The sequence below is a fragment of the Nitrospira sp. genome (genome assembly GCA_016715825.1).
GTDB lineage: Bacteria > Nitrospirota > Nitrospiria > Nitrospirales > Nitrospiraceae > Nitrospira_D.
Genome location: JADJXO010000007.1, coordinates 1 through 26,367, shown reverse-complemented (window position 1 = coordinate 26,367; position 26,367 = coordinate 1). Strand labels below are relative to the sequence as shown.

The following is a 26,367-nucleotide window of genomic DNA, read 5'->3' as shown; positions in this document are numbered from 1 at the left end:
CAAGAAGGAGGTGGCGCTGTAAGGTTTCCAACAGCAACTGGAGACATCACAAAATGGACTTCTCCTTCTTCATCTACACAAGGCACAAAGCTTCCCCTCCACTCCATTCAGAACCGATCTCGATTGGAGGCGAAGCCTGGGTCGACGTGAGCCGGTTTTGTACCGCCGAACAGTCCTGGTCTAAACCCATTGGGACTCGCAGCAAGTCCGGAGATCATTTTCATGCTTCCCCCTCCCAGAACTCCCTCACAAGATCGTTCGCCGATCTACGTAGGAGGTTTCGGAGCAGTTTTCCCGAAGATCTTGACTAGGTGCAGCCGCAACTCCACCCTACTCCCGTACCCTTGCCAGGATTCTGGGCTTGACGAACCACGAGCGTAACGATCACACCATCACCCCAGCCTCCCATCTACGACAGCGAGGCCTCCACTGATGCATTGAATCCCAAGCCTTGCTCAGTTGATGAGCAACTCCGCCAAGAGTAGTATGTGTTACGTTTCCCCTTTCCACCAGAGCCACCTATTGTCGCTGACAAAGGAGGAAGTTCATGGGTGGCAGTATCGAACACGACTACGCCCCCAGCTGTGAGCTGTATGAACGGCTCCTCAGACCAACATTGTTTGAACCCTATGTCATTGACCTCGCGCACCGAGTCGCTGATCTTACAGAGGGGTCCATTACCGAAGGCTCTGTTCTTGAGATGGCCTGTGGAACCGGTATTCTTACCAGACAGTTACGAACTCAATTGAAGCCGTCAATGCCGCTGACGGCCACTGATATCAATCTCGGGATGCTCCAATACGCCCAATCCAAATTGAAAGACCTCAACGCAATTGAATGGAAAGAGGCAGACATTGCAAACCTGCCGTTTCGTGACGGCTCATTCAGCACTGCGGTTTGTCCGTTCGGGCTCATGTTTGTGTCGGAGAGAGATCGCGCGTTTCGCGAAATGCGCCGCGTCCTGGTCAATGGAGGGCGACTTGCAGTGAGCGTATGGGATTGCATGGAGGCCAATCCCTGGGGTGTTGCGGTCCACGACACTGTCATGACTTTATTCCTGGACAATCCTCCACAGTTTTTCAAAGCGCCCTTTATCTTTGCAGATGTCGAACTCTTACGGGGTTTGCTTAGTGCGAATGGGTTTGATCAGATCACCATTCAGGCCGTTCCAATGGAATGCTATAGCAGTTCTGCCGAGTCACTGGCAGTTGGAATGATTGAAGGGGGGCCGCTTCTAGCTGAGATTCAACAGGGGGGGTCCCCCGAACCAGTCGTCAACACCGTAGCGACGGCTTTTGCTCGGCTTGGCGGAAACAGTCCATTTCGCACAACGATGCAGGCAATCGCGGTGACGGCACGGGCCAGAGGATAACAAGCTCGATAGGCTAACCTGTTCGCTGCAACAAGGAGGCGGTATGGCAACACCAAGGCTTCGCTTACATCTATGTGTGGTAGCACTCACACTCCTGCTCTTGCCTGCTATGACATTTTCGATGTCAGGTATGGATACGCCACATACCGGACCTGAAACATCGACGCCCTCCCTATCCAAAAATATAGGCGAGCCGATCAATTCGTCGGAAGCCGAGATTGAAATCACCTATAGTGCCGACGGAAAGACCGCCATCTTCGTATCGGGCCGCACAGGTAGCGTTTCATCACCAGAGGTGCCCTATAATTTCGACATTTGGATGGCGCACTACATGAACGGCACCTGGCAGGAACCTATTCCTTTGGGCCCGGGCATTGACCCCACAGTGGGGCCGAACATCAATACATCCGCATGGGAACTGGAACCGAGTCTCTCCGATGACGGCAATGTCATTTATTTCACCAGGTACGAGCCCGGCAATCTCTCGACCGGGGACCTTTACGTGACCCAGAAGGTCAACGGTATGTGGCAACCGGCTAAGAATTGGAACGACGTCCCGGAACTTCCACACATCAATACACCGACCGGCGAAGAGCACTGTCCGATTATTGCTTCCGACAGCCTGATTTACTTCAATTATCAGCAGCCGGGAGTTACCCAGGACAGCGATATCTGGAAAGTCGAGAAGAAGGACGGGGTTTGGCAGAAACCTGAGAGTCTGGGTTCACGCATCAATTCACCCTACCGTGACCATATGCACTGGACCGGCCTCTCGAAGGATGGAAAGAGCCTCATCATCACCAGTACCCGTCCGGACATGGGATCGCGAGGCGGACATGATATGTGGATTTCCTACCAGAACCCAAAAGGCGAATGGCAGGAGCCTCTGAATCTTGGTGATACCATCAATACCGCCGGCGAAGATATGTGTTGGACCTTTACGCCGGACGGCAAGACGTTCACGGGTGGTTCGGGGCCTCGTGATTCGTACAATCACGATATCATGTGGGTTCACAAAGACAACGTTCCGCTACTGAAAAACTTTGAGCCGATCGGACCACCGCCAAACTTGCTCGTGACCGGCACTGAACAATAGGTTCAGTGTCGGAGCGTATGAGCATGACCACCCTCATGCGCCATGATGATGGGACGTTCACGCTTGCAGCAGTGAACCGGTGGAACGCCTCCCTTGTGTGACGACTTATCGCTCAGGATTGCGCGCTGCCGTGACCGCAGACGCGAATTTCAGCAGACTCGCCCGCTCCTCGGCATCCAACGCCAGGAGCAGATGTGCTTCATCGCCGTGCATGAGTCGCAGGCTTAGGAAGGGCTCCTCTCGACGCTTCTCTTTATTGTCCCACATCGCATCGATCAGCTGCACCTTATCCAGCTGCCCAACCGACACGACGTCGTATCGAAAGTAGGAATCACCGATCACGATGTCGAACACCACATTGCCGGCTGTGAGCAGCACCAGGTTGAACCGGCCCTGATCCTCGTATCCTTCCGGCAAGAATTTATTGATGTGGCAGAGTGTTATTTTTCGATCGCCCAATGCCTTGCGGAATTTCTCCCGCAGCGCGTCATAGTCGATCTGCAAGGCTTTTTCATCCGGCCCGGTCGCCGCAACGGCTGCCGCTTCTGCCTTCGAGAAAATATCATCAGCGGACATCAATCCTGACATAGCCACTTCCTCTCGTTACCGTTAGAAATGAATATGGTGAATGCGCATAGGAGACGTACGGTAACCGGCTCTCCATCGAGATTGCAAGAGGACTGAACTCAAGAACTTTGTTACTGCGCCGCAATGTGATGGAAAAACCGAGTGTCACCGGCCTCATCAATGATGGTCACATCGAATGAGTGCCTTGTCGCGCGAACCAACCCAAAATTTTGGTATCCTGCCTCATTGACCAAGTGGGTTGGGTGTAATCCTTCACTTGCCGCGGTGATCCGTCCAGGCCTGGCCGAGAGCGGACCTGCTATGTATTCGTGAAAATCAATGGTGCCATCCTGATCTGGGTCATAGGCGTTGGCCTGGACCCAATGCACATCCCCTCCCAGAAATACCACATTCTTGAGCTTTTGCCCGAGAAGGGTATCGACGATCACCTGTCGTTCACGTTCGAAACCAACGCCGTTATTGTCGGCCCCCCAGCCATCATTGCCTACCCCACCCTTCACGATAGACAGCGGCACAGACGTCGCGATAACTTTCCACGTCGCCGTGGACATGCGCAATCCATCAAGCAGCCATTGCAATTGCGTTGATCCCAGCATCGTCTTGTCAGGACCATCCTGGTCCTCGTTCCGACTCCGATACTGTCTGGTGTCCAAGATAAAGAGTTCAAGATCAGCGCCGTAGCGGACACTCCGATACAGTCGATTGGGCTCCTCCTTCGAAGAGGCGATCGGCCAATACTCGAGGAATGCCTGTCGCCCAGCCGGCATGTGTGGGTCAAATGGTCCTGAGAAATTGTCACGAACTTCATGATCATCCCAGATCACATACACCGGCACCGTCCTCAAAAATCGCTGGAGCGCTTCCGCACCTCGTTGATATCGATGGCGCAAGCGGTAGGCCTCCAGCGTTGTGGCCTTGAAATCCGCTCCCGGCTCGTTCGGCGGCGAGGGGCAGAGGTTGTCCGCATAAATCGTATCGCCCAGAAATAGAAAAAAGTCGATCTGCTGCCGATGGATCACATCAAAAATAGGGTAGCCACCTACCCCTTGACGACATCGCCCTTGGCCACCAAGATCTCCGCTCCAGGCAAACCTCACCGCGGTCGAAATCTTGTCATCCGGCGGTGTGATGAATTCTCCCTTCGCTGCAAGTTTTCTGGAGAACGGCTTCGCGGATTGGTCTTCAGCAGCGATCGTGACATGATATCGATACGGGGTTCCAGGGCTCAGCCCCTCAAGAGGAACCGTGAGGGTATAATCCGCTTCCGCTGTGGTCGCCAAGAAGGTCGTTCTCGGCACCGGAGCCATCACCGTCCCTAGTTTCGACGCCGTTTCCCACAGCGAGAGCGGCGCCCATTCAATCTGCACGGATGCCGGTCCGTCTGTGCGAAGCCACAGTAGGGCGCGATGCGAACTGACATCACCAACGGCCATCCCCAGCGGTAACAGCTCTGAGGCCAAAAATGACTTTTCTCCTGATGAATTATTCGACTGAGCATGTTCACTGGGGAATACCGCGGACGTGACAAAAGACGAGGCGAGAGCAAGAGAACAGGCCACCGAAAGCAGCGTGCGCATTTGAGTACCCCTACCCTATGTGGTTGAAGAGGTCAAGCGAACGGTTCGGGAAGCGGACTTGAAAATTGGCTAGGCCGAGCATCATACTGAGCGGAGTCGAAGGAGAGCTACGGTGCATGAAATAAATTGCTGTGTGCCAAACTGCTTAGCGAAACCCTATGCCCCTGCCGGGACGCGATCCGTCTGCAAAGATCATTTTCTCAGTTTTCTCACATGGCGTCGCCGCCGTGGACCACAAATGTTCCTGACCTATGCAGGTATGGCGATGGCCGAACGCGATGCCATCGCGGCCGAATGGATGAAAACCATCCGCATAGATGAAGTACCCACCGCTGCGCCAAAGCTCTGACCCGCATTTCCCCTCTCACCCCATCACCGGCGACCCATGGTGATGGATCATCAACCACTCATCACCGATCAGCTCGAAAAGGTTCGTGGCGAGGACCTTGGCGTGTTGCGGTTCGTCGGACTGTTGGGTTGTGAGATTTTCAACACAAATGACCCAGGCCATGTCGCCGGCCACCTGTACCATCACATCAGTCAACTCGAATTTCATCGAAAACGTGTTGTTAAAGATCAGTACCCAGGAGTCTCGTACGGCGGGCCAGCCGGAACGAATCGTCCAGCCTGGGTGAATGCAGGTGACATAGTCTTGATGCATCCAGACTTGGTCCATCTTGGCAATGTCGAGGCTCTCGAACGCCTCGTAGAATGTTCGATTGGCCTTCGTGACGGCTTCGATACGCTGCGTCAGCACTCGAATCCTCTCTACTGAATGGAGTCGCATCATACAGCAACCCAGCAGAGGAGGGCGAGGACATTTCTCCCCGCCATCAATGGGCTGACGAATGCCAGATCCAACCGAGGAATTACTCAGGCAACGTTCTGAGAGAGGGCTACTTGCACCTGAAGGCCAACGGGGAAACGCGGTTTGTTGAGAGTACGACAGCACGGCCATCGGTACGGGCCTGACAATACGCTCGAAGTTCTCAGCGCAGCACTTTCCATACGCCTAAAGGAATCGCTCCCATGAGGGACGGCAGGGTAAATGGTCCGAGCAGCCACTCCAGTAAGAGTACGTCGAATATTATCTAGCCACCTTCCGGATGCTCCGAACCGGTACTGTCGAACTTGACTTCTTATTCGAACAAGTACTGTCCACCGGCTGAAGACGCCTCACGGGGTTGCTGAATAAGTCGTTGAGTTCGATCACGACTCCTCCAACAATTTGGCGCAGCTCACGTTCCGTATGATGCACTGGAACCAGTCGCCTACGTTGCCAGCCGCGGAGCGCAAACATCTTGCGTAATTGCATCTGAGGTCGCTCGTACACCATTACAAATTCCCGTCCTTGGCCATCTTCAAGTATGAAACCCTTTAGATGCATGCCTCTTCCCCCCTTTTCTCAAAGATACCAATCGCCACACGTTCTGATCAGGAGTACCACCCTTTGAGGTGTCACGAGCTACCTGATAGCTTTGAGTCTCGATGGACTTCGGTTTGCAGAATATTAGAGACAATGGCATACGCCTACCAGGAAGACCCTGAGAACTGGAGCGGACATCACTGAAGAGAGTTGGGAATGTACCGGAAGCCATGAGAGGGCCGACCCCCGCGTTGAGGATCGACCCATCTCATGCGATCGATGTAAGACAATACCGGTTAAACTAATACTGCAGCTGCAAGGCGACATGGAACGAATCAACCTTGTTGCCGGTCGCATTCGGGCCAAAGCCATTGAAGAACCCTTTCGTATTGAGATCCCCGTACCGATAGAACGCCGAAATACGCGCATTGTGGCCGGCGATGATGTAGTTCACCCCGTCTCCCACTCCTGCCGCATGGCGCTGTACAGCGGATCGATACTGGTGAACCGCACATAGGGCTGGAACCGCCCAATGCCGATTTCATTGGGTATCAGGTACAACCCATACACCGTCCACGAATGGCCGTTGAAGGTGCAGAAACACGTGGCCGGCGACGTCGCAAACGCCCCCGTCCCATAGTTCGCCCAGTGCCGCTTGAATTCTCCGTTGAAGGTGAACACACCCATGTTGTTCGGCAGCACTTTTTCCAGCAACACGTCGACCGAGGCGCCCGTGAAATCCGACACACTGGCGGCGGCGGCATTACCCGCCCCATCTTTTTGATGCTGCACGCTGACTCCGACTGCCGCAATATCGCCGGCCGTCCCATAATAGGTCCCCGAGGTGTAGTAGCCCGGGTTCGGCTCATCGTTCAAAAAGTTCCACTGCACCCGCCCGGTGTACATTAAGCTGCTGCCGAGGTTCGGTCCATTCCGCAACCCCTGTGACACACTCAAAACGTATAACAGGTGGGTGGTCCCGAAGGGGTGCACTTTGCCCCAGAAGGTCGCCGCATTGTCCCGGCCATAGAGCCCGGCTCCACCGCCACCCGCGGTCGGCCCATTGAAATTGGCGCTGAGGTCGGCGGGAAAGAACGGGGTCCGGAACCCATCGAAGGTCGCATGGTAAAAGGGCCCGTTCAGCTCACCTCGCTCGCTCGGGAGCAACATGCGCCCGACCCACAGGTTGACCATCTCATTCAATTCAAACTTCCCGACCGCATCCAGCAACCCGATCGAGGAGTTGCCGCCAAAGTTCTGCCCCCCCGCGAACGGCCCGGCCCCACCCACGGCCTGGCAATTGAAACAATCGGTATTAAACTCAAACTTCACATACTTGTGGATCTGCCCATTGATGTAGATACGGGCGTTGTTGACGGTAAAGTCGTTGCTATAGTGTCCCCCCGGTGAGGCCCCTTCGATGGCATTGAAACTGGTCCGGATCCCCATGCCGATCGAAATCCACTTGTCGTCATCCGCCTTAATCGTGCCACCAGCAAAGGCACTCGGCAGCGTGGAGCCCATGCCAGCTACCAGCGCCGTCACGGCTCCAGCCACTGCCATTGCTCTCCAGAACTTTGTCAGATCGATCTTCATCGTGTGCCCTCCTTGTGATTGTGAGCTGCGGCTCTACCTACAAGTGCAACGCGTCATGCCCGGATAGGCCCAATGTTGCTCTGAGCATGAGATCGTACTGATTGGATCTAAACCTTAAAACCGCTGAGTACTAGCAACTACACCGTCAGGTGTTGGCGGACCATGTCGGCATTGAGGTCGGAGCTTTTGCCCTGGGCCATGACGGCGCCCTTGGCCATGACCACATACTTTTCCGCGAGGCGGGCGGCGAAGTGGAGCCCCTGCTCGACCAAGAGAATGGCGAAACGGCGCGACTGTTTGAACCCGATGATGACATCCTCGATCTGATCGACGATGGAGGGCTGAATCCCCTCGGTGGGCTCATCGAGCAAGAGCAGCGTGGGGCTCGAGAGAATCGCGCGGCCGATGGCTAACTGCTGCTGCTCGCCGCCGCTGAGCACCCGCCGGGGCGATGCAGAATCTGCGTGAGTTTGGGGAACAGCTGATAGACCTCCTCAAAGGCCGCCGACTCGGACACATCGCCCGGGATCGCCGGCCGGTTCCAGTAGCCCAGTAACAGGTTTTGATGGACCGTCAAATGGGGGATAATCTCGCGCCCTTGCGGCACATACGCCAGCCCCTGGCGCGCCCGGCGATCCGTCGACTCCCGTGATCTCCACGCCATTGAACCGAATGGTCCCCGACCGCGCCGGCAGCAACCCGGTCAAGGTCTTGAGCGTGGTGGTCTTGCCCATCCCGTTGCGCCCCATGAGACAGACCACCTCGCCCGGCTCGATGGTAAACGAGACGTTCCGCAGAATATGGCTCTCGCCGTAATAGGCGTTGATCTGGTCGACGACTAACGTCAGCGGCGGAGCGGGTGCGGTGGTCTGGGGCATCGGTCCTCTCGGGTCGGGGCGCTTTACTGCGCGACTTTCGCGCGCCCTAAATAAATCTCACGCACATGCTCATCGGCTTGCACCTGCTCGACGGTGCCTTCACAAATGACGGTGCCCTCGGCCAACACCGTGACGATGGTGGCAATCTGCCGCACAAAGTCCATGTCATGCTCGATCACGACGATGGCTTGCTTTTGGGACAGCGTCATCAACAAGTGCCCGGTCTGCTCGGTTTCCTTGTCACTCATGCCCGCCACGGGTTCGTCGACCAAGAGCAAGGCGGGCTCTTGCACGATCACCATGCCGATCTCGAGCCACTGTTTTTTGGCCGTGCGAGAGGGCCCCTGGCGCGCGCATGGGCCTGCTCGGTCAACCCGATGGTCTCCAACACCTCACTGATCCGGGCCCGTTCCGCCGACGTCGTCTTGCCGACCAAAGGTGGGCACCACGCCCTTGCTGGCGCGCTTGACCGAGAGGTCCAGGTTTTGCCACACCGAGAGATTGCCGTAGATCGACGGCGCTTGGAATTTCCGCCCAACGCCGAGCTTGGTGATGTCCTCCGCGTTCTTGCCGACCAGACTGATCCCGTCGCCGAACCGAATGGTCCCGGAGGTCGGCGGGGTCTTGCCGCAAATGACATCGAGCAAGGTCGTCTTGCCCGCGCCGTTCGGCCCGATCACCACGCGCAGCTCGTTGTACTGCACACTGAAATTGCAGTTGTTCAACGCCTTGAAGCCGTCGTAATCGACCACGACGTGTTCGCAGGAGAGAATCCGGTCGCCGGGCGTCACGTCACCGTCCCCCCTTCCGCCTTGACCCGCAGCGCAGGGGGCTCCTTGCGCGCGGTCAGTTTCCGAATCATCCCGATGAGGCCGTCGGGGAACAGCGTCACGACAATCACAAAGAGGCCCCCCAAAATAAATGGCCACGCTTCGGGGAAATAATTGGTCAAGACACTCCGGCCATAGTTGACGGCGACGGCACCGATGATGGCGCCGATCAAGGTGCCGCGCCCCCCGACGGCCACCCAGATGACCACCTCCAAGGACGGCAACACGCCGATCTGCGCCGGGGTGATGATGCCGACCTGAGGCACGTAGAGCATGCCGGCCAATCCGGCCAACCCGGCCGCCACGACAAACACAAAGAGCTTGTACCGCCACGGGGTGTAGCCGGAAAAGGTGACGCGGGATTCGCTGTCGCGGATCGCGATCAGCACGTTGCCCGCCCGCGAGGCGACGATCCACCGGCACAGCAGATAGGCGGCCCCCAGGGCCAGGACGGTGAGGACGTAGAGCCCCCGCTGGGTGCTGGGGTCGGAGAGCCGAAAGTCGAGCAGCTGCTTAAAATCGGTCAAGCCGTTGGTGCCGCCTAAGCGCGTCTCGTTCCGATTGAAGACCAGCCAGGCGGCAAAGGCTAAGGCCTGGGTGATGATGGCGAAATAGACGCCCTTGATGCGGCTGCGAAACGCCAGCACGCCGAAGAGGGTGGCGAAGAGGACGGGCACGAGGATCGCGCCGACGAAGCCGCCCCAAAAACTTTTGAAGGGATACCAGAACAGGGGAGTTCTTGGACTTGGGTCCAGACCATGAAGTCCGGCAGCTCGCTCCCGTAGACGCTCTCGGACCCGATTTGCAGCGCGAGATACATGCCCATGCAATAGGCGCCCAAGCCGAAAAAAGACGCCCTGCCCGAGACTCAAGACGCCGCAGTAGCCCCAGATCAGATCCAGGCCGAGTGCCAAAATCGCAAACGCGAGAAACTTGCCGAATTGATTGAGGCGAAAGTCGGAGACATGGAACCACGCGTCCTCGGCCGGCAACAGGTTCAGGGCCGGCAGGACGACGAGAAAGAAGAGCCCGGCGACCGCAAACGCCAGGGTCTCCCGCGACGACTGAGGGGCGGCACCGGGCTCAGGCATCGGCACTCCGTCCTTTCGCCGCAAACAAGCCCTGCGGCCGCCATTGCAGGAAGAGAATCACGCCCACGAGGATAAAGACTTTGCCGTAGACGGCCCCGCTGAACGGTTCAATGAGCTTGTTCAACCCGCCGATCCCCAGGGCGGCCCAGATGGTGCCGGCCAGTTTGCCCACGCCCCCGGTGACCACGACCATGAAGGAATCGACGATGTAGTTCTGGCCCAGGCCCGGATCGACGTTGCCCACCATGGTGAGGGCCCAGCCCGCAATGCCCGCCAGCCCCGAGGCAAAGGCGAAGGTATACGCATCGACTTTGCGCGTGGGGATCCCCAGGCACGCGCTCATGTTGCGATTTTGGGTGACGGCGCGCACGCGAATGCCCAGGGTGGAGCGGAAGAGCAAGAAATAAATCCCCAGGACGCACACGATCGAGAGGAGGATGATGAAGATCCGGTTGTACGGCAGGTAGACGCCGACCATGACTTGGGCGCCCCCGCGCAGGGCCTCGGGCGCAATCACGGCGGTCAAATCGCCGAAGTAGACGCGCGCCGCTTGCATCAAGATCAGGCTCACGCCCCAGGTGGCGAGCAGGGTCTCGAGCAGCCGCCCGTAGAGAAACCGAATGACGGTGGCTTCGAGGAGCCACCCAAAGGCCGCCGCCGAGACAAACGCCACGGGCAGGGCCACGGGGAAGTACCAGTCGAAGGCCTCGGGGGCCACCCAGGCTTGAAAGGCTTGTTGGGTCATGAAGGTGGCATAGGCCCCCACCATCATCAGCTCGCCGTGCGCCATGTTGATGACGCCCATCAACCCGAAGACGATGGCGAGCCCTAAGGACATGATGAGGAGAATGGAACTCAGGCTGATCCCCGGAACAGGGTCTCGATCGCGGTGGCCCACGAGGACCAGGATTCGATTTGCGCGATGGACGTGGCCGCCGCCGTCGCCAGGGTCTGCTGCGCGGCGCTCGCCGCCGGGGCTTGCGCCGCCTCCACGATCGCCTGGAGCGCACTCACGCTATTCAGGCTCCGCAGGTCTCCCAGCTGGGTGACGGCCGCCAGCTGAACGGCCGGGTCCGCCGCCTGCACCTCCAGCAGGGCTTGCGCCTCTTGCATGGTGTACCGCACCCACCAGACGTCCTCCGTCGCGGCCGCAGCCTTCAGAAACGGAATGGCCTCGGCGCGTCCCCCATCGCAAGGTCCGCCGCCGCCGATCGCCGCGTATCCGGCGAGGCGCTCGCCAGGTTGGCCCGATTCTTCAGCAGGTCGACCACCGGTTTCATCGCAATCCGCACGGCCCGGCTCCCCACCTCCCGAATCTCGTCGAGCCGCGGGAGCAGGCTGGCATCCCCCTGCTCAATCAGCACCTCGGCCGCCTTGGTCCGGACTGCTGCGTCCTCGCTCTGCAGGTCCACCAAGGCCTGCGCGATTGGATCGGCCCCCGGGCTGGCCGCTGCAGAAGTCCTGGCCGGCTCCGCCGGGGTGTGGCTCGTCTGCCCCCCAGGCGGACAGGCCCGCCAGGTGAAGCGGCAGCAGTAGGAGTCCCATCCGTATGAGCTGGTAGATCACGATACTCGCCCTCCGCCGGGTATGCGCATGTTCCCACTCGCACAATGTCTCACAGGGACCTCTGCCTGGGTCTGGCATGGCCACGCAGGCTCTTCACACCGGAGAGGCCTGCCGCATCGGACGGCCCACCCTCGGGCGGTGTCCTTCGCATGGCCCGGTGGACGTAAGGCCCACCGGCTCTTCACACCATCGACGACCCCCGTGGCCCTCAGGCTGACCTCGGGGGCACACGGTGCGCTCCCAGTGCCTACTTCTTATAGGTCCCCTGATGTTGAATCCAGTCGCACCCCTTGTCGGGGTTCGTGTACTCGCTCCAGGGTTCCGGTTTCACCAAGCCCTTGGACCGGTGAATGACTTTGAACTGCCCGGTCTTGAGAATTTCCCCGATCAACACGGGCTTATGCGTATGCTGATTACAGCAATCCATCATGATTTCCCCGCCCGGGGCCAGAAACTTCTGGTTATAGACCGCCGCACGCACGTTGTCGACGTCGGTGGAGCCGGCCTTCTCGACGGCCTGCTTCCACACGTAGACGCCGAAGTACGCGGCTTCGATCGGATCGTCGGTGACCCGATTGTCGCCGTCCGGGAGGTTGTTCTTCTTGCAATAGGCTTTGAAATTCGCCACGAATTTCTTGTTCTGCGGCGTGTCCACGCTCTGATAATAATTCCAGGCGGCTAAGTGCCCCACCAAGGCGCTGGTGTCCATGCCCCGGAGCTCGTCTTCGGCGACGCTGAAGGCCATGATCGGCGCATCTTCGGCCCGCAGCCCCTGGTTGCCGAATTCTTTATAGAACGGCACGTTGCTGTCCCCGTTGATGGTACTGATGACGGCCGCGCCACCGCCGGCGGCAAATTTCTTAATCTTCCCGCAGATGGTTTGATAATCCTGGTGATGGAATGGGGTATATTCTTCGGCAATGTTCGCCGCCGGCACCTTCTTCGCCAGCAGCATGGCCCGCAGGATCTTGTTCGTGGTCCGCGGATAGACGTAGTCGGTCCCCAGCAAATAAATTTCTTGTAGCCGCCCCCCTTCGGCGCTCATGAGGTATTCGACGGCCGGTGCGGCCTGTTGGTTGACGGCGGCCCCGGTGTAGAACACGTTGCGCGAGCACTCCTCCCCCTCGTACTGGACGGGATAGAAGAGTAACCCGTTGTTTTTCTCAAAGACCGGCAGGACGGACTTCCGGCTCACCGAGGTCCAGCAGCCGAACACCACCGACACTTTGTCTTCCAAGAGCAGCTGCTTGGCCTTCTCGGCAAACAGGTCCCAGTTCGACGCCGGATCGACGATCTTCGCTTCGACGGGCCGCCCCAGCACCCCGCCCGCTTTGTTGATCTCCTCGACGGCCATCAGCACGACGTCCCGGAGCGAGACTTCACTGATCGCCATGGTGCCGCTCAACGAATGCAGCACCCCGATTTTAATCGGCGGCCCGCTCGCCGCATACGACAGCGCGTACTGCCCCAGATTCCCCAACAGCGCGGCGACGCCCACGCCCGCGGCCACTCGCCCCGTCTGCCCTAAAAATTCGCGCCGCGACGCCCCCGCGGTCGGAGGCTCGGTGGCCGGCTCGGTCTGCGTCTGCTTCGTGTCCTGCGTCTTCATGATGCATCACTCCTTTGCTGTGCGGTGAGGTGCTCACTCCGGTTGATGCGTTGTTCACGAGAAGCTATTCGGGAACGACTCGCTTCGACCTTCCTTATTGAATGCTGCGCGAATCATTCTGCCCATACTGTGGCGCCTGGTATCTCACAAAAGACGGCGTAGTCCTATCAGGGAAATCCTGAAAACGTGGTAGAAGATCCCCTAGAGAGGTAGGGCCGTCGAGTGTACTGAAAGAACGTGGGAATGCGAATGAATGGAGGAAGCACTAAGCTGCAAAATTTTGCGGTGACACATACTCAGCTTGGCCAGTAGACCAACCGGCCCTTCAGATTTCTCGTGGTGGGCTTCGATGCATATTTCACAACTGCAGGGATCATGCTGTTGCACTTCGAGTTAGAACTTAAGCAGAGTAAAACTTTGTGCTCAGTCTCTGGAGATAGATCCCGGGGTTAACGATAAGGAAACGACGCCGCAAGCTCAATTGCTTACGGCGTCGCCATTGGCTCTTTCCTAGAGCAAGGCCCTCACAGCGTGTCCTCGCAGTGCTATGGAGGCATGCTCCCGATCCACCGCGACTTACGCGCCTTGCGAGAGGTTCATTCTCGCCGTTGCCAGCGAGGGCTGCTCAGGCAAGACGTGCTCGCCGGTCTTGTCCGTGGACAGGCAGAGCGAGCAGATATAGCCTGCGTGAACGGCGGCCGTTCTTCTAGAACCATCGTGTCTCGCCGGCGCTCATCGAACTGGCACATGTTTGTCTGTCGCAAAAGACGTCTTCCAAATTGAGACACGGGTCCGACTCTGACACATCAATAGCTAGAGAGAGAGAACTCCTGTGGATCTGTTCCTTCTGGATGCTGTGCGAATCATACCGCTCCTGTTCTGTCGCGCACGATCTCACAGCCACGACCGTCGATCTATCGGGGAACGCCTGAAAAAATGATGGGAGACTCCGGATGAAGGCCATCGAGTAGCCTGAACAATCCAAAATCAGATGAATCGGCAAACGGACGCGCCTCTCTCCCCTGACGCATACAACAGTTGGAGCCTCGATGGATTTTTATGGTGGAACTCGTGAATTGTTCTGGTTAGGAGAACGCGGAACGTCCCCAGGGAGCAATGTAGGAGTTCACCGAACGATACGGAAATAGAGAGAGACCAACGCGGGTTAAGAATCTGGTTGTATCAGCCCAACTCGCATCGCGAATCGGACCAACCCAGGCACATCGTGAATTTCAAGCCGCTCCATCAATTGGCTTCGGTGTGTTTCGACCGTTTTGACGCTCAAGTTCAGGCGGTGGGCAATGTCTTTCGTCGTCTGCCCTTCGGCGATGAGCTGAAGGATTTCACGCTGGCGCATACTGAGCCTCCCCAGCGGACCCGATGGCCCATCAGACTTTTCGCGGTAGACCTCGATGGCATACTTCGCTACTGCGGGAGTCAGATAGGTTTCACCCCTCCCTACCGTCCGAATAGCCAACTCGAGTTCAGCCAGTTCTGCGCCTTTCAAGAGATAGCCTGATGCGCCGGCCTGTAAGGCCTGCTGGAAGTATTCTTCATTGGCATGCATAGACACCAGAATCACCCGGGTGGTCGGCGATTCCTTCACGATCCGGGACGTCGCGTCGAGCCCATTTAGTCCAGGCATCGCGATATCCATCAGCACAAGATCAGGAACATCGGTTTGCACGGACTTGACGGCTTCCCACCCATCCCCCACGTCTGAAATAACCTCGACCCCCTCAATCTTTTGCACAAGCGCCCGCATGCCGGCTCTGACGAGAGCATGATCTTCCACAATCAGAACTCGCAGGTGGCTCATGAGGCCGTCACCTCAGCTGTTCGACTCACCTGGGATTGATCGTATTCGGTGAGCGAGAAACACAGTTGGAGTCTTGTCCCTTGACCTGGTACCGACACGATCACCAAGTTGCCGCCAGCCAAACGCACCCGCTCTTCCATGCCAAGCAACCCGATGCTTTCTCCACCCTGTGCACGCTGTCGGGCTGACAGGACGTCGAATCCCACACCGTCGTCTTGAAGAATAAGCGTGACTTCCTCTTCTTGCCGGCGCAACGTCAGATCGATCGTCCTAGCCCGTGCGTACTTCGCGATATTGGTCAACGCTTCCTGTACGACCCGAAAACAGGCGACCTCGATAGGGGCCGGAACTCGCCCGATCATGTCCTCGACCGAAAGCGAAAGGGTCCATCCATTGCGCGTCGCCTGCCGGTTCGCATACCATCGCAGCGCCGGGACCAAGCCTAAATCATCCAGAAGCGATGGTCGTAAGTCGAGCGCCAACGTCCGCACTTGAGTCAATAGGTGGTCCACCAGTACCAGGCTGTCTGTGAGAGAATCGTAACGAGCCTCCCCAACCTCGCCATGTTGGATATCTTGTAGGTCGATTTTCAATGCGGTCAGCAGTTGTCCGACTTCGTCATGGAGATCGCGTGCTAACCGGCTTCGCTCTTCTTCTTGCACTTGCATCAAACGACCGGAAAGCTCGCGCAGGGAGTTGTTGGCTCTACGCAATTCGGCGGTGCGCTCCTGGACTTTGAGTTCCAGCGCCTCATGCGCCTGGTGCAGGAGCGTCTCGGCTCGCTTCCGCTCGCTGATATCACGAATGACTTTCGAAACTCCCACAAACTGGCCGACCGCGTCCCTGAGAGGGGACAATGTCACCGAGACATCGATGGATCGTCCGTCTCTGTGCAATCGCACCGCATCATAGGTATGAATGTCATGTGCTCCCCGCACTGTCGCGAGGAGCCAGGCTTTGTCACGATGAAGATGGTCCGGAATCAGTGTCAGGATCGAACGCCCGATCATCTCGGTCGCAGAATATCCGAAAATCCGCTCTGCCCCTACGTTCCACGTCGTCACGAATCCGTCGGGAGTTACACTAAGAATGGCATCGCTGCTGCTCTCGACGATCGCGCCTAAACGCCTGGTGGCATCGTCGAGTTTCGCTCCTCTCGCTCGCGCCACGAGCCACGCGGTCACCCACAGGAGCCCGATACCAACGATCCGATTAAAAATCGCCAGATCTTGAGGAATACCGGGATGAGACAGCGTATGCCCTGTTGGCACAAGCACGGTCGCGATGGTCGCAACGAGATACGGAGCAATCGGCCATTCGATCCAGAGGGCCAAGAACACGGCAAAGATATGTCCCACGACCCAGACCGCATAGCCCCATGGCATGAACACATCGATAAGAAACGTTCCGGCCAGGATCAGCGGGATCAGTGCTCGGGCATAGTGACTATTCATTGCCCTCCACGATCCTGTAAAGACAGGACCAGACTGGCTTGCCTCTACCAAACGGACCCACGAAGTATTGCTACTCTCCAGCTAGCTTGGTAGCGCATGATACCGCACTCCTATGGCTAGGATCGAGAGAGAACGGATGGTATCTGACTAGCAATGCAAATGCTATGTGTCCAATCTTTCCGTTCGACGATTCACCACCCACACACCGGTTAGGATGAGACCAATCCCGATAATTTCGATAGGCCCGACCGATTCGCCTAAAATTAACGCAGACAGGGCGATGGCCGCCACAGGTGTCAGATTGCCCAAGACCGAGGCTCGTGAGGGGCCGATGCCCTTGACGCCGAATAACCACGCCTGCTGAGCCACCGCTGTGGCAAAGACCACCAGATAGCCCAGCGCGAGCCAATCGGGGGTCGTCACCGAGCTCATCCCGGCATCCATCACTTTTTGATCTGTCCACAGCAGCGGAATTTGAAGGACAGTCGCCACGGTCAACGTCGTCCAATTCACCGTCAGCGCCGACACCCTCTCCATAATAGTGCGACTCCCGATGCTATAGAGTGCCCAACTGACCACTCCGAGAAAAACCAACGTGCTCCCGAGCAACGGTTGCTCGCCGGCTGCTTGGAACCCTGCCACAGAGACCAACCCAACACCCGCAAACGATACAAACGCTCCTGCCCACACTGCGCGTAGTGGGGCGTCTCGAATCAGGAGGGCAGAGAGAAGAGACGTGACCACAGGGCTTGATCCGATGATCACGCCACCGACGGCACCACTGACATAGTTGAGGCCCATTAGAATGAGCAAATGATTCCCCAACACGCCAAGCCCAAGTAGGCCCAGCAACCCCATGTCGGCACGATTGATCGTGAGAACTCCACCCTCCTTCCACCACCAGGTGGCCAGGAGAATGGCCAAGCCACCGAGATCCCGAAGCACCGACGCCTCGACCGCGGAGAACGATCCAAGCGCCATCTTCTGCGCCACAATCGAACCACCCCACAGAACTGCTGCGAGTACGACAGACCCATAGGCCACGGTGGTAGACGGCTGACTCATGGCCATTGGGATACCGTCGTTCCAGCTTCGCCGTCAAGCAGTATTCCGTCGACGCCTCATTGGCTTGACGGAGTTTACCTTTGTGAGTAGCCTGCGTCTAAGAGACAGGACCGATCAACCGGGAGGTGTGTATGATCCGAAAGCAAGGCCTACAACGGGGGTTCGCACTACTGGTCAGTACGTCTCTTCTCCTTGCAGGCTGTACGACGGCACTGGTCCGTGATGACGTGACGTACCCCAAAACCGGCGCCCATTGTTCGGGCTCTCAGGGCGTCGACGACTCGTCCATTGCCGTACTACCCGTTCCCGTAGTTGCCTTCGTCGTACCCCATGCCAATCTCCATGACATCAAGGCCGATGAGTATCTGAAGCGCTGCGGGGATCCCACCAAGCTGATCAATAGAAAAGTGGTGGTCAACCGCACCGCCTGTATCCCGGCAGGATTGACTCGCATTATTACCCTTGGTATCTGGCAGTGGTGTCCGGCAAGTGTGTCCTGGGAAGCGGATGTGAAGCCTTGATCTCCTTGTCCAAGTTTAGGTAGAGCACTCCGTCCACATTTCCTACAGCGCACGGCGACCTACGCTCTCTATGAGATCCGTGGCTTAGGGAGAATCATGCGAAGCAGGGTCTGATTCGAGGGCTCGACGGATACGCCCCTTGGCCTCATCCGAAAGACCAGGCTGGGATCCGCGCACATCAACGGGGTAGGAATCATCTTTCTGCCGAAGGAGACGACGAAGCAGTGCGAGCTGGCGTTGATACTGCTCGCAGACCGTGCATATCTTCAGATGAATAAACATGCGTGCCCGAACAGGCCAGGGTAATCGCCGATCCAATGCGTCTGAGAGCAATTGCGACATGTCCTGACACGTCGGTAAGAAATGAGTGAGCCAGCTCATGATCGCACGCCCTCCTCGGCCAGTCCGAAGTACCGAGTCGACAGACAATTACGAAGCTGCTTCCTTGCTCGGTGCAAGATCACACCCAGATTCGTCTGTGTGAGGTGCAGGAGGCGACAAACCTCTTCCGAGTCAATGTCGTCTATCTCGCGGAGCGTAAATACCTGGGCCGTGCGCGGTGGCAGTGTATCGAGACAGCACGCGAGCACATCCCAAAATTGTTTCTGCTCAAGTAACGTATCCGGTTTGTCCGGCCACGGGCGACGACCTGCCAGCTCCGGCTTCCAATGTCCGTCGTCCAAGAAATCCTCATCCAGGGAGGACGTCTCCGACTGATGTTCTCCACGCACCGGCTCCCGCGCGATCCGGCGAAAGTGGTCGATGATCTTGTGCTTGATGATGCCGACCATCCAGCGACGCTCGGCCGTTGGCCCGCTTTCCCGACGAGTCCCCTGCAGCGCGGCCAGAAATGTTTCCTGGACAAGATCTTCTGCAACCGTTGAATCGTAGACACGCACAAGAGCAAACCGATAGAGATAGTCACCATGCTCATCGATCCAACGCCGCGATTCATGACGAACTCCCGCATCCATACCGGTACGGACCTCCCACCAGTGTCCGACGCCACGGACCCTGTGTTTCTCAAACCTGACTCTATCGGCGACAACAGGCTGCGTTGGGCTCACGCGCGAACCGACCTAGCAGACAGCCCTCAACAGATCAAACGGTTCTCGCGCCCACTGTCTTACGCCCAGCTCAGTCTTTCATCAAGTGGGTCGCATGAGTGACCGCCGCCCCAGCCCGCAATGCAGCCGCCACAAAACTGGCTTCTGCCAGCTCCTCATCGGTGCAACCCGCTTTGCGTGCCGCATCCGCATGAATGTCAATGCAGTAGGGACATTGCGTCGTCAGCGCGACGGCGATCGCCATGAGCTCCTTGTATTTCTTTGGAATGACTCCGTCGGCCAACGCCGCCTTGTCAAATGCCACGAATCCTTTCCAGGCTTCGCTGGCCTTCGCACCGAGCTGAGAGAGTTTCTTCATATTGCTTGAGTCGTACATGCTTAGTCCTCCTCATCTAGATAAAAGGGAACCTACCGGTCTACTAGTTTCGCCCAGCCATCACGCCGCCGTCGATATCCCACACAGCGCCGGTTACCCACGAGGCCTCATCACTCAAGAGAAAGCTAATGGCCTTAGCGACATCATCCGCCGTGCCAATACGCCCGATAGGATGAAACCCATTGAAACTGGCTAAGACCTCATCAATTTTGTCTGATGCAATGAAGGACTCGTACACGGGTGTCTTCACGACGGCGGGTGACACGGCGTTGACCCGAATCTTCGCGTCCGCCAGTTCCATCGCCATGTGTTGAGTGAGGGCGTGCAACCCCGCTTTTGCCATTGAATAGGCGGACGACGGCGTGGCCTTGATGGCCTGTTGAGCCCACATCGAGCCGATGTGCACGATAGAGCCACCACCATTCGCCGCCATATTCTTGGCTACCGCTTGGGAGATGAAGAATAGCGCTCGGTTTAAGTTCATGTAGGTATCGTAGTCGTCGGGGGAATGGTCAAGAAAGGCGGTGGGTTTGAAATAGCCCGCAGCATTGACCAAATACCGAATGGGACGACTGTGATCAGCGATCTGTTTGATGAGGCGCTGGACATCGTCCGACTGATACAAATCAACCTGTTGAATCTCGACAGACCCAAGCCCAGAGAGCGCACGTCGTGCCTGTTCTAACTTTGCCGACTTCCTACCGACAATGGTCGTGGTGATGTTTCGTTCGACGAGCAATTTCGCCGTTGCGAGCCCAATACCACTGGATCCACCGACGATCAACGCATGCTGTGATGGAATAGACGACATTCGGTGACCTCCTTGGAGATTGATGTGACGATTGCATAGCCTCTTGTCGGGGACGTACCGTATGTCTTACACGGATAACAAAATAATTCTCCAGCCGAACCTTTCTGACAACACCATTTAGATCAGGGTCCGAAGAACGTCAAAATTTGGTAACATGGTCCGGTGAGCCTACCATGAATCGTCCAAACTGGATCGGATCCATAGTCCTTGTCTGCATTGTCCTCCTGCTAGGCATCGGTCTGGCCGCATGGAAATACGAAGCCATTCAGGGGGAACAGGCCGCTTCGGCGAATCAACCGGAGCCGATGGAATCGGTGACCGCTGCGGTTGCGCGAGCCATCGACCACCGCCAGACGACGACCTCAATCGGAACGATCCTCGCGCTACGATCAATTACGCTGAAGAACGAGCTTGCCGGGACCGTCCGCGAGGTTCGGCTCATCCCAGGCCAGATTGTCGAGGCCGGTACCTTGTTGGTCGCACTCGACGTCTCGGTCGAGGAGGCTGACCTGCGAGCCCAGGAGGCTCAGGTCGCGCTCGCCAAGACCGTTCTCAATCGAAGACAGAACCTCAGCCAGGAGCTCGCCACAACGCAGGAGGAAGTGGATCGGGCGCAAGCAGACTTGCAGGTTGCCCAGGCACAGATTGCCCGCACAAAAGCGATCATTGCCAAGAAGACCATCCGTGCCCCATTCCGTGCCAGGGTCGGTATCGCAGACGTCCATCCCGGGCAGTATTTGGATGAAGGCACCCTCTTGACGACACTGCAAGGTGTTGGCGAGGCGGTCCATGTCGACTTCACTGTGGCGCAGCAGGTGGCGTCAGGTTTGCGCGTCGGCGAAACTGTTGAGGTATCGGTGGCTGGAAATACTCCTACCATTACCGCCAAGATCCTCGCCCTCGATGCACGCGTTGATCCGACGACTCGGAATGCCATGGTCCGAGCGAGGATCGAGGGGGCTCGCAATGTACCGGCACCGGGAGCATCGGTGCGCGTTCGTGTTCCCATCGGCACGACACGGAGCGTCGTCGCCATCCCGGTCAGTGCGTTACGCAAAGGACCAGGAAGCGATCAGGTGTTCGTCCTAGCCGCAGACCACGAGGGCCGGATGCGCGTCCATACTCGCCAGGTCGAAAGCGGGCCGATGTTGGACGATGAAATCCTCATCTATAATGGGCTGACACCTGGCGAGCAGATTGCGGCCCAGGGATCGTTCAAACTCCGCGATGGCCTCCTCGTCACGATAGCAGGCATACCCACGGCCCTCTCCACGGATGATCGCGCAGCCGTGAAACCCTGACGGATGCTCATGAGACGGGACGCCACGCAAACATCATTCACCGATGTGTTCATCAAGCATCCTGTGTTGGCGATTGTCGTCAACCTGGTGATCCTGCTTGCCGGGTGGCGAGCGCTGACGACATTGCCGGTCCAACAATACCCAAAGATCGAAAACTCGCAGGTGGTCATTACAACCATCTACTACGGGGCCAGCGCCGAAACAGTCCGTGGTTTCCTCACCACACCCATTGAACGGGTCGTGTCCGCCATCAGCGGTGTCGACTATGTGGAATCGACCAGCCGCGCCGGTGTCAGCACCGTCACCGTCCATCTCAAATTGAATCACGACAGCACGGCGGCATTGGCAGAGATCACGGCGCGACTTCAGCAAGTCAGATCGGAACTCCCACCGGATGCCGAACCGGCCGCGATTGACATCCAGCGAGCGGATCGGCCCTATGCCTCGTTCTACCTCAGCTTTAACTCGACCGAACGCACGGTTCCAGCCATCACAGACTGGTTGCTTCGGACGTTGCAACCTCAGCTCTCGACACTGCCCGGCGTCCAACGCGTCACGTTCGAAGGCGACCGACAAATCGCGATGCGTATTTGGATTGATCCGGACCGCCTCGCGTCGCTCAATCTCTCTCCCGGCGACGTGCAAGGCGCGCTCCGCCGAAACAACTACTTGGCTGCGGTCGGTCGCACCAAAGGCAATGTGGTCCAGGTCAACCTGCTGGCCAACACCGATCTCCGCTCTACCGCTGAGTTTGAAGACCTGGTGGTCGCCGACCGCGGCGGTGCCATCGTCAGACTGAAGGACGTGGCACGGATCGAGCGGGAAGCCGAAGAGGCGAACATCATTGCCAAGTACGACGCAACCGAAGGCGTCTACCTCGGGATTTGGGCGGTACCCGGCACGAACGAAATCGAAGTCGGACACCGGCTGCGCGACGAGATTGAACAGATCCGTCCGACCCTGCCACGTGACATCGAGATGAAACTCGTTTGGGACAGCACCATGTTCATCCGGAATGCGCTGACGGAAATCACGAAGACCTTGTCGGAAACGATTCTCATCGTCGCCGTGGTGGTCTTTCTCTTTATGGGGTCGATCCGTACGGCGCTCGTCCCGCTCGTCGCCCTGCCGGTCTCGTTGATCGGCACGGCCCTCTGTATGGCCGCGTTCGGGTTCAGCCTGAATCTCCTCACCCTCCTCGCCATCGTCCTCTCCGTCGGTTTGGTCGTGGATGACGCCATCGTAGTCGTGGAGAATGTGGAGCGACATGTCCGACTGGGACAATCTCGCATCGAGGCTGCCAAAACCGCCATTCGTGAGCTGTTCGGCCCGATCGTCGCGATGACGATCACGCTCGCCGCCGTCTACGCGCCGATCGGTTTCCAAGGCGGCCTGACCGGCTCCTTGTTCCTCGAGTTTGCGATGACTCTGGCTGTCGCAGTGGTCTTGTCTGGTATCGTCGCAATTACGCTCTCACCGATGATGAGTTCGCGGTTCGTGCACCCGGAGGGAAAGGAAGGGGCACTGACGAAACAGGTGACCCGCGGTTTTGAATCGCTCCGCCGGACCTATGGATGGATGCTTGATGGCGCACTGACGATGCGATGGGGGATCATGATGGCGGCCTCTCCTCGTCACGATGGCAGCCTGGCCGCTCTATCATTTCTCCCGTCAAGAACTTGCTCCTGTGGAAGACCAGAACCATATCAGTCTGTTTTTCGAAGCCTCGCCGGACTCCACCGTGGCCGCCACCAATCGTCAGCACTTCCAGATCGTCAAGGCAATTACGGCCATTCCTGAAACCGACTATACCTGGTCGCTCACCACCGCCTGGGGAGGCTTCGGTGGTGTCGTGGCTAAAGATTGGCACGATCGTGCCCGTTCCACCGAAGAGATGTATGACGACGTCTATGTCGCCGTGTCGCAGGTACCGGGGCTCCGCGTCTTTCCCAGATTGGACCCGCCTCTCCCGACCCCCGGTCAGTACGACGTCGAGCTGGTCCTACAAAGTGATGCGCCCGCCGAGCAGATGCTCGAAACAATCGATGCCCTGTTGGGCGCAGGGTGGCAGAGCGGCAAATTCTTGTACGTCGACACCGATCTGAAGATCGATCTACCGCAGGCACGCGTCGTCCTGGATCGTGAGCGGCTCGCTGATTTGGGCTTTGACTTGGCCGGAGTCGGGCGCGAGCTGGGGACGATGCTCGGCGGTGGATACGTCAATCGGTTTAATTACTTCGATCGCAGCTACAAAGTCATTCCTCAACTCGGCGATAAGGATCGCGCCACGCTTGATCCGCTGCTCGACCTCAAGATCAAAACACCAGGCGGCCAGTTGGTGCCGGTATCGACATTCACTCACATTGAAACAAGTACCGCACCTCGCACCTTGAACCGTTTCCAACAACGCAATGCGGTCCGCATCTTCGGAGGCCTCAAACCCGGGGTCACGAAGGAAGAAGGCCTCCGCGTGCTGGAAACGGCAGCCGCTTCGGTCGGCCCCCGCGTCGTCCTCGACTATGCCGGTGAGTCACGACAACTCCGGCAAGAGGGAGAGGCGCTCACGGTCACGCTCGGTTTCGCGGTGATCCTGATCTACTTGGTGCTGGCCGCCCAGTTCAAGAGCTTCCGTGATCCGTTCATCGTTCTGGTTGGGTCGGTTCCGCTTGCAATCGCAGGTGCGCTGGTCGTCAGTTTTTTGGACCTCACGACGATTAACATCTATTCCCAAGTGGGACTGATCACCCTGGTCGGACTGATTGCCAAGAACGGCATTCTCATCGTGGAGTTTGCCAATCAACTGCAGACTCGAGGCTATTCTCGCGTGACCGCAGTCCGCGAGGCCGCCATGACTCGCCTGCGGCCAGTACTGATGACCACAGCGGCGACTGTCTTTGGACATCTCCCGCTGGTCCTCGCGACAGGTCCCGGAGCGGCCGCGCGAAACAGTATCGGCATGGTCCTGGTGACAGGCATGACGGTTGGAACCCTGTTCACGCTATTTGTCGTACCAGTGTTTTATGCAATGATCGCGGCTCACCATGACCCTTCTGAATCGCACTCGACACTAGAGCCCGTCAATCCCGAAGCGCCGACGTGGGCGGAGGAAAGGACGTAACCAAAGGCCACCAGATCTTCTCACAAGATTTGGAGCCTGCATCTCGCTATAATGATCCATTCACAAACAAAGACTCCGTCGAGTGAAAGGAAGCGTGTGATCTCAAAAGCTCTGCGTACACATCTTGTTGCATCGTTCGTTCTCCTCCTAGGGTTCACGGGTTGCGCGGAGATGAACTATCAGCGTCTCAATGATCCCGCGCGGGATACCTGGCAGAAACCACAAGGGGTCATTGAACTATTGTCGATCACACCTGGGTCGCGTGTAGCAGACCTAGGTGCCGGCGGCGGCTACTTTACGTGGCATCTGGCCAAGGCCGTCGGCGCACGGGGGATGGTCTACGCAGTTGATCTGAATAAGGCGGCGCTGGACATGATCTTTAAAGAAATGGTCGCACGCGGAACGCCGAATGTGCGGCCCGTCCGCGCCACGCTGAACGACTCCAGATTTCCAGAGCCGGTCGACCTCGTGTTCAGCTGTAACACCTATCATCTCATGATTGATCGAGTCGCCTACTTTCGTGCGCTCGCGTCGTCGCTCAGGCCGGATGGGCGCGTCGCGATCATTGATTTTCATCCTCGTGGGGTTTTTTTCGACCTCTTCGACGATAGAATCGCCAAGCAGGAAGTCCGCCTCGAAATGGAAGCCGCCGGCTATCAACTAGTCAACACCTATGATGTTCTCGACCGGCAGCACTTCCAGATCTTTGCGGGTCCCGGCAGTCACACACTCAACTCCTCTGAGGCACAGGACACAGCCCCGAAGGACCGTGAATGAACGACACAGATCCGCAGGAGACGCGCGAATGGTTGGACTCCATTCAGTATGTACTGGAGCACCACGGCGTCGAGCGGGCAACCTATCTGTTCGAACGGCTTCGTGACCGGCTGGGCGGACGCGGGGCGAAAGTCTCCCAGTCGGTCAACACCCCGTACGTCAATACGATTCCTGTCCCCCACCAACCGCCTTATCCCGGCCACCTCGAGTTAGAACGACGCATCCGAAGCCTCGTCCGCTGGAATGCGATGGCGATGGTCGTGAGGGCGAACCAGCAGCGCCCAGGCATCGGCGGACATATTTCTACCTTTGCTTCAGCCGCCACGCTCTATGAAGTCGCCCGGCATCATTTTCTGCGCGGCAAGAACGGACCCCAAGGCGGCGACCAAGTCTACTTTCAAGGGCACGCCGCACCGGGGATCTATGCGCGCAGTTTCGTGGAAGGACGACTCACAGAGGAAACCCTTCATCGGTTCCGCGTGGAGCTCG

Annotated in this window: 24 protein-coding genes and 3 pseudogenes; 8 read left to right on the top strand and 19 right to left on the bottom strand. The window is 57.8% G+C overall.

What is annotated here, in order from left to right:
- The first annotated feature begins 547 nt into the window (after positions 1-547).
- Positions 548-1,372: a methyltransferase domain-containing protein gene (locus IPM58_14025; GenBank protein ID MBK9308158.1), complete on the top strand. Its 825-nt coding sequence runs from the start codon at positions 548-550 to the stop codon at positions 1,370-1,372.
- 43 nt (positions 1,373-1,415) lie between these two features.
- Entirely contained in the window at positions 1,416-2,468 is a 1,053-nt protein-coding gene (locus IPM58_14020; protein ID MBK9308157.1) for a PD40 domain-containing protein, read from the top strand.
- Between the two features lie 105 nt (positions 2,469-2,573).
- On the opposite strand, the gene IPM58_14015 is transcribed toward IPM58_14020, so the two are convergent.
- Positions 2,574-3,056 carry a hypothetical protein gene (locus IPM58_14015; GenBank protein ID MBK9308156.1) on the bottom strand — a complete coding sequence of 161 codons (483 nt, stop codon included), beginning with the start codon at positions 3,054-3,056 and terminating at the stop codon, positions 2,574-2,576.
- Between the two features lie 110 nt (positions 3,057-3,166).
- Positions 3,167-4,633, bottom strand: coding sequence for an alkaline phosphatase D family protein (locus tag IPM58_14010; protein MBK9308155.1), 1,467 nt, complete (start codon positions 4,631-4,633; stop codon positions 3,167-3,169).
- Positions 4,634-4,745: 112 nt separating this feature from the next.
- Here IPM58_14010 and IPM58_14005 point away from each other — a divergent pair, with 112 nt between their 5' ends.
- Positions 4,746-4,982, top strand: a complete 237-nt coding sequence (locus IPM58_14005) for a hypothetical protein (protein MBK9308154.1) — start codon at positions 4,746-4,748, stop codon at positions 4,980-4,982.
- 15 nt (positions 4,983-4,997) lie between these two features.
- Here IPM58_14005 and IPM58_14000 read toward each other — a convergent pair whose 3' ends face one another.
- The 13 genes and pseudogenes from IPM58_14000 to IPM58_13940 all read right to left on the bottom strand — a co-directional run bounded on the left by IPM58_14000 (position 4,998) and on the right by IPM58_13940 (position 17,907).
- Entirely contained in the window at positions 4,998-5,390 is a 393-nt protein-coding gene (locus tag IPM58_14000; GenBank protein MBK9308153.1) for a nuclear transport factor 2 family protein, read from the bottom strand.
- A gap of 910 nt (positions 5,391-6,300) precedes the next feature.
- The gene (locus IPM58_13995; protein MBK9308152.1) at positions 6,301-6,453 is read right to left on the bottom strand and encodes a hypothetical protein; all 153 of its coding nucleotides are present in this window, start codon (positions 6,451-6,453) and stop codon (positions 6,301-6,303) included.
- The gene (locus tag IPM58_13990) at positions 6,450-7,595 is read right to left on the bottom strand and encodes a hypothetical protein (GenBank protein MBK9308151.1); all 1,146 of its coding nucleotides are present in this window, start codon (positions 7,593-7,595) and stop codon (positions 6,450-6,452) included. The genes IPM58_13995 and IPM58_13990 overlap by 4 nt, the downstream gene beginning before the upstream one ends.
- 137 nt (positions 7,596-7,732) lie before the next feature.
- Positions 7,733-8,473: pseudogene (gene urtE, locus IPM58_13985) on the bottom strand (urea ABC transporter ATP-binding subunit UrtE).
- A gap of 23 nt (positions 8,474-8,496) precedes the next feature.
- Positions 8,497-9,264: pseudogene (gene urtD / locus IPM58_13980) on the bottom strand (urea ABC transporter ATP-binding protein UrtD).
- Entirely contained in the window at positions 9,261-10,394 is a 1,134-nt protein-coding gene (urtC, locus tag IPM58_13975) for an urea ABC transporter permease subunit UrtC (GenBank protein MBK9308150.1), read from the bottom strand. The pseudogene urtD and the gene urtC overlap by 4 nt, the downstream one beginning before the upstream one ends.
- Complete coding sequence (urtB, locus tag IPM58_13970) at positions 10,387-11,292, bottom strand: urea ABC transporter permease subunit UrtB (GenBank protein ID MBK9308149.1); 906 nt, start codon at positions 11,290-11,292, stop codon at positions 10,387-10,389. The genes urtC and urtB overlap by 8 nt, the downstream gene beginning before the upstream one ends.
- Entirely contained in the window at positions 11,250-11,507 is a 258-nt protein-coding gene (locus tag IPM58_13965) for a hypothetical protein (GenBank protein ID MBK9308148.1), read from the bottom strand. Before IPM58_13965 ends, urtB begins: the two co-directional genes overlap by 43 nt.
- Before the next feature lie 44 nt (positions 11,508-11,551).
- Entirely contained in the window at positions 11,552-11,806 is a 255-nt protein-coding gene (locus IPM58_13960) for a hypothetical protein (GenBank protein MBK9308147.1), read from the bottom strand.
- Between the two features lie 401 nt (positions 11,807-12,207).
- Positions 12,208-13,569 (bottom strand): urea ABC transporter substrate-binding protein, encoded by a 1,362-nt coding sequence (gene urtA / locus IPM58_13955; GenBank protein MBK9308146.1) that lies wholly within the window; start codon positions 13,567-13,569, stop codon positions 12,208-12,210.
- A 1,165-nt stretch (positions 13,570-14,734) separates the two neighbouring features.
- Positions 14,735-15,388 (bottom strand): response regulator transcription factor, encoded by a 654-nt coding sequence (locus IPM58_13950; protein ID MBK9308145.1) that lies wholly within the window; start codon positions 15,386-15,388, stop codon positions 14,735-14,737.
- The gene (locus IPM58_13945) at positions 15,385-16,842 is read right to left on the bottom strand and encodes a PAS domain S-box protein (protein ID MBK9308144.1); all 1,458 of its coding nucleotides are present in this window, start codon (positions 16,840-16,842) and stop codon (positions 15,385-15,387) included. The genes IPM58_13950 and IPM58_13945 overlap by 4 nt, the downstream gene beginning before the upstream one ends.
- Before the next feature lie 162 nt (positions 16,843-17,004).
- Complete coding sequence (locus IPM58_13940; GenBank protein MBK9308143.1) at positions 17,005-17,907, bottom strand: DMT family transporter; 903 nt, start codon at positions 17,905-17,907, stop codon at positions 17,005-17,007.
- 131 nt (positions 17,908-18,038) lie between these two features.
- Here IPM58_13940 and IPM58_13935 point away from each other — a divergent pair, with 131 nt between their 5' ends.
- A complete protein-coding gene (locus IPM58_13935) occupies positions 18,039-18,428 on the top strand; it encodes a hypothetical protein (protein ID MBK9308142.1) in 390 nt (129 codons plus the stop codon).
- Between the two features lie 84 nt (positions 18,429-18,512).
- On the opposite strand, the gene IPM58_13930 is transcribed toward IPM58_13935, so the two are convergent.
- The 4 genes from IPM58_13930 to IPM58_13915 form a co-directional block, all read right to left on the bottom strand.
- Positions 18,513-18,809: a zf-HC2 domain-containing protein gene (locus tag IPM58_13930; protein ID MBK9308141.1), complete on the bottom strand. Its 297-nt coding sequence runs from the start codon at positions 18,807-18,809 to the stop codon at positions 18,513-18,515.
- Positions 18,806-19,402 carry a sigma-70 family RNA polymerase sigma factor gene (locus IPM58_13925; protein MBK9308140.1) on the bottom strand — a complete coding sequence of 199 codons (597 nt, stop codon included), beginning with the start codon at positions 19,400-19,402 and terminating at the stop codon, positions 18,806-18,808. The genes IPM58_13930 and IPM58_13925 overlap by 4 nt, the downstream gene beginning before the upstream one ends.
- 163 nt (positions 19,403-19,565) lie before the next feature.
- Entirely contained in the window at positions 19,566-19,871 is a 306-nt protein-coding gene (locus IPM58_13920; GenBank protein ID MBK9308139.1) for a carboxymuconolactone decarboxylase family protein, read from the bottom strand.
- Between the two features lie 43 nt (positions 19,872-19,914).
- Positions 19,915-20,682 (bottom strand): SDR family oxidoreductase, encoded by a 768-nt coding sequence (locus IPM58_13915; GenBank protein MBK9308138.1) that lies wholly within the window; start codon positions 20,680-20,682, stop codon positions 19,915-19,917.
- Between the two features lie 173 nt (positions 20,683-20,855).
- On the opposite strand from IPM58_13915, the gene IPM58_13910 reads away from it, so the two are divergent.
- From IPM58_13910 to IPM58_13895, 4 genes and pseudogenes are all read left to right on the top strand, one after another.
- Positions 20,856-21,983: an efflux RND transporter periplasmic adaptor subunit gene (locus IPM58_13910; GenBank protein MBK9308137.1), complete on the top strand. Its 1,128-nt coding sequence runs from the start codon at positions 20,856-20,858 to the stop codon at positions 21,981-21,983.
- A gap of 9 nt (positions 21,984-21,992) precedes the next feature.
- A pseudogene (locus tag IPM58_13905) lies at positions 21,993-25,101 on the top strand (efflux RND transporter permease subunit).
- A 171-nt stretch (positions 25,102-25,272) separates the two neighbouring features.
- On the top strand, positions 25,273-25,878 hold the full coding sequence (locus tag IPM58_13900; GenBank protein ID MBK9308136.1) for a class I SAM-dependent methyltransferase: 606 nt from the start codon (positions 25,273-25,275) through the stop codon (positions 25,876-25,878).
- On the top strand, positions 25,875-26,367 hold a 493-nt coding region (locus IPM58_13895), incomplete at its 3' end, for a pyruvate dehydrogenase (acetyl-transferring), homodimeric type (GenBank protein ID MBK9308135.1). The genes IPM58_13900 and IPM58_13895, both read left to right, overlap by 4 nt.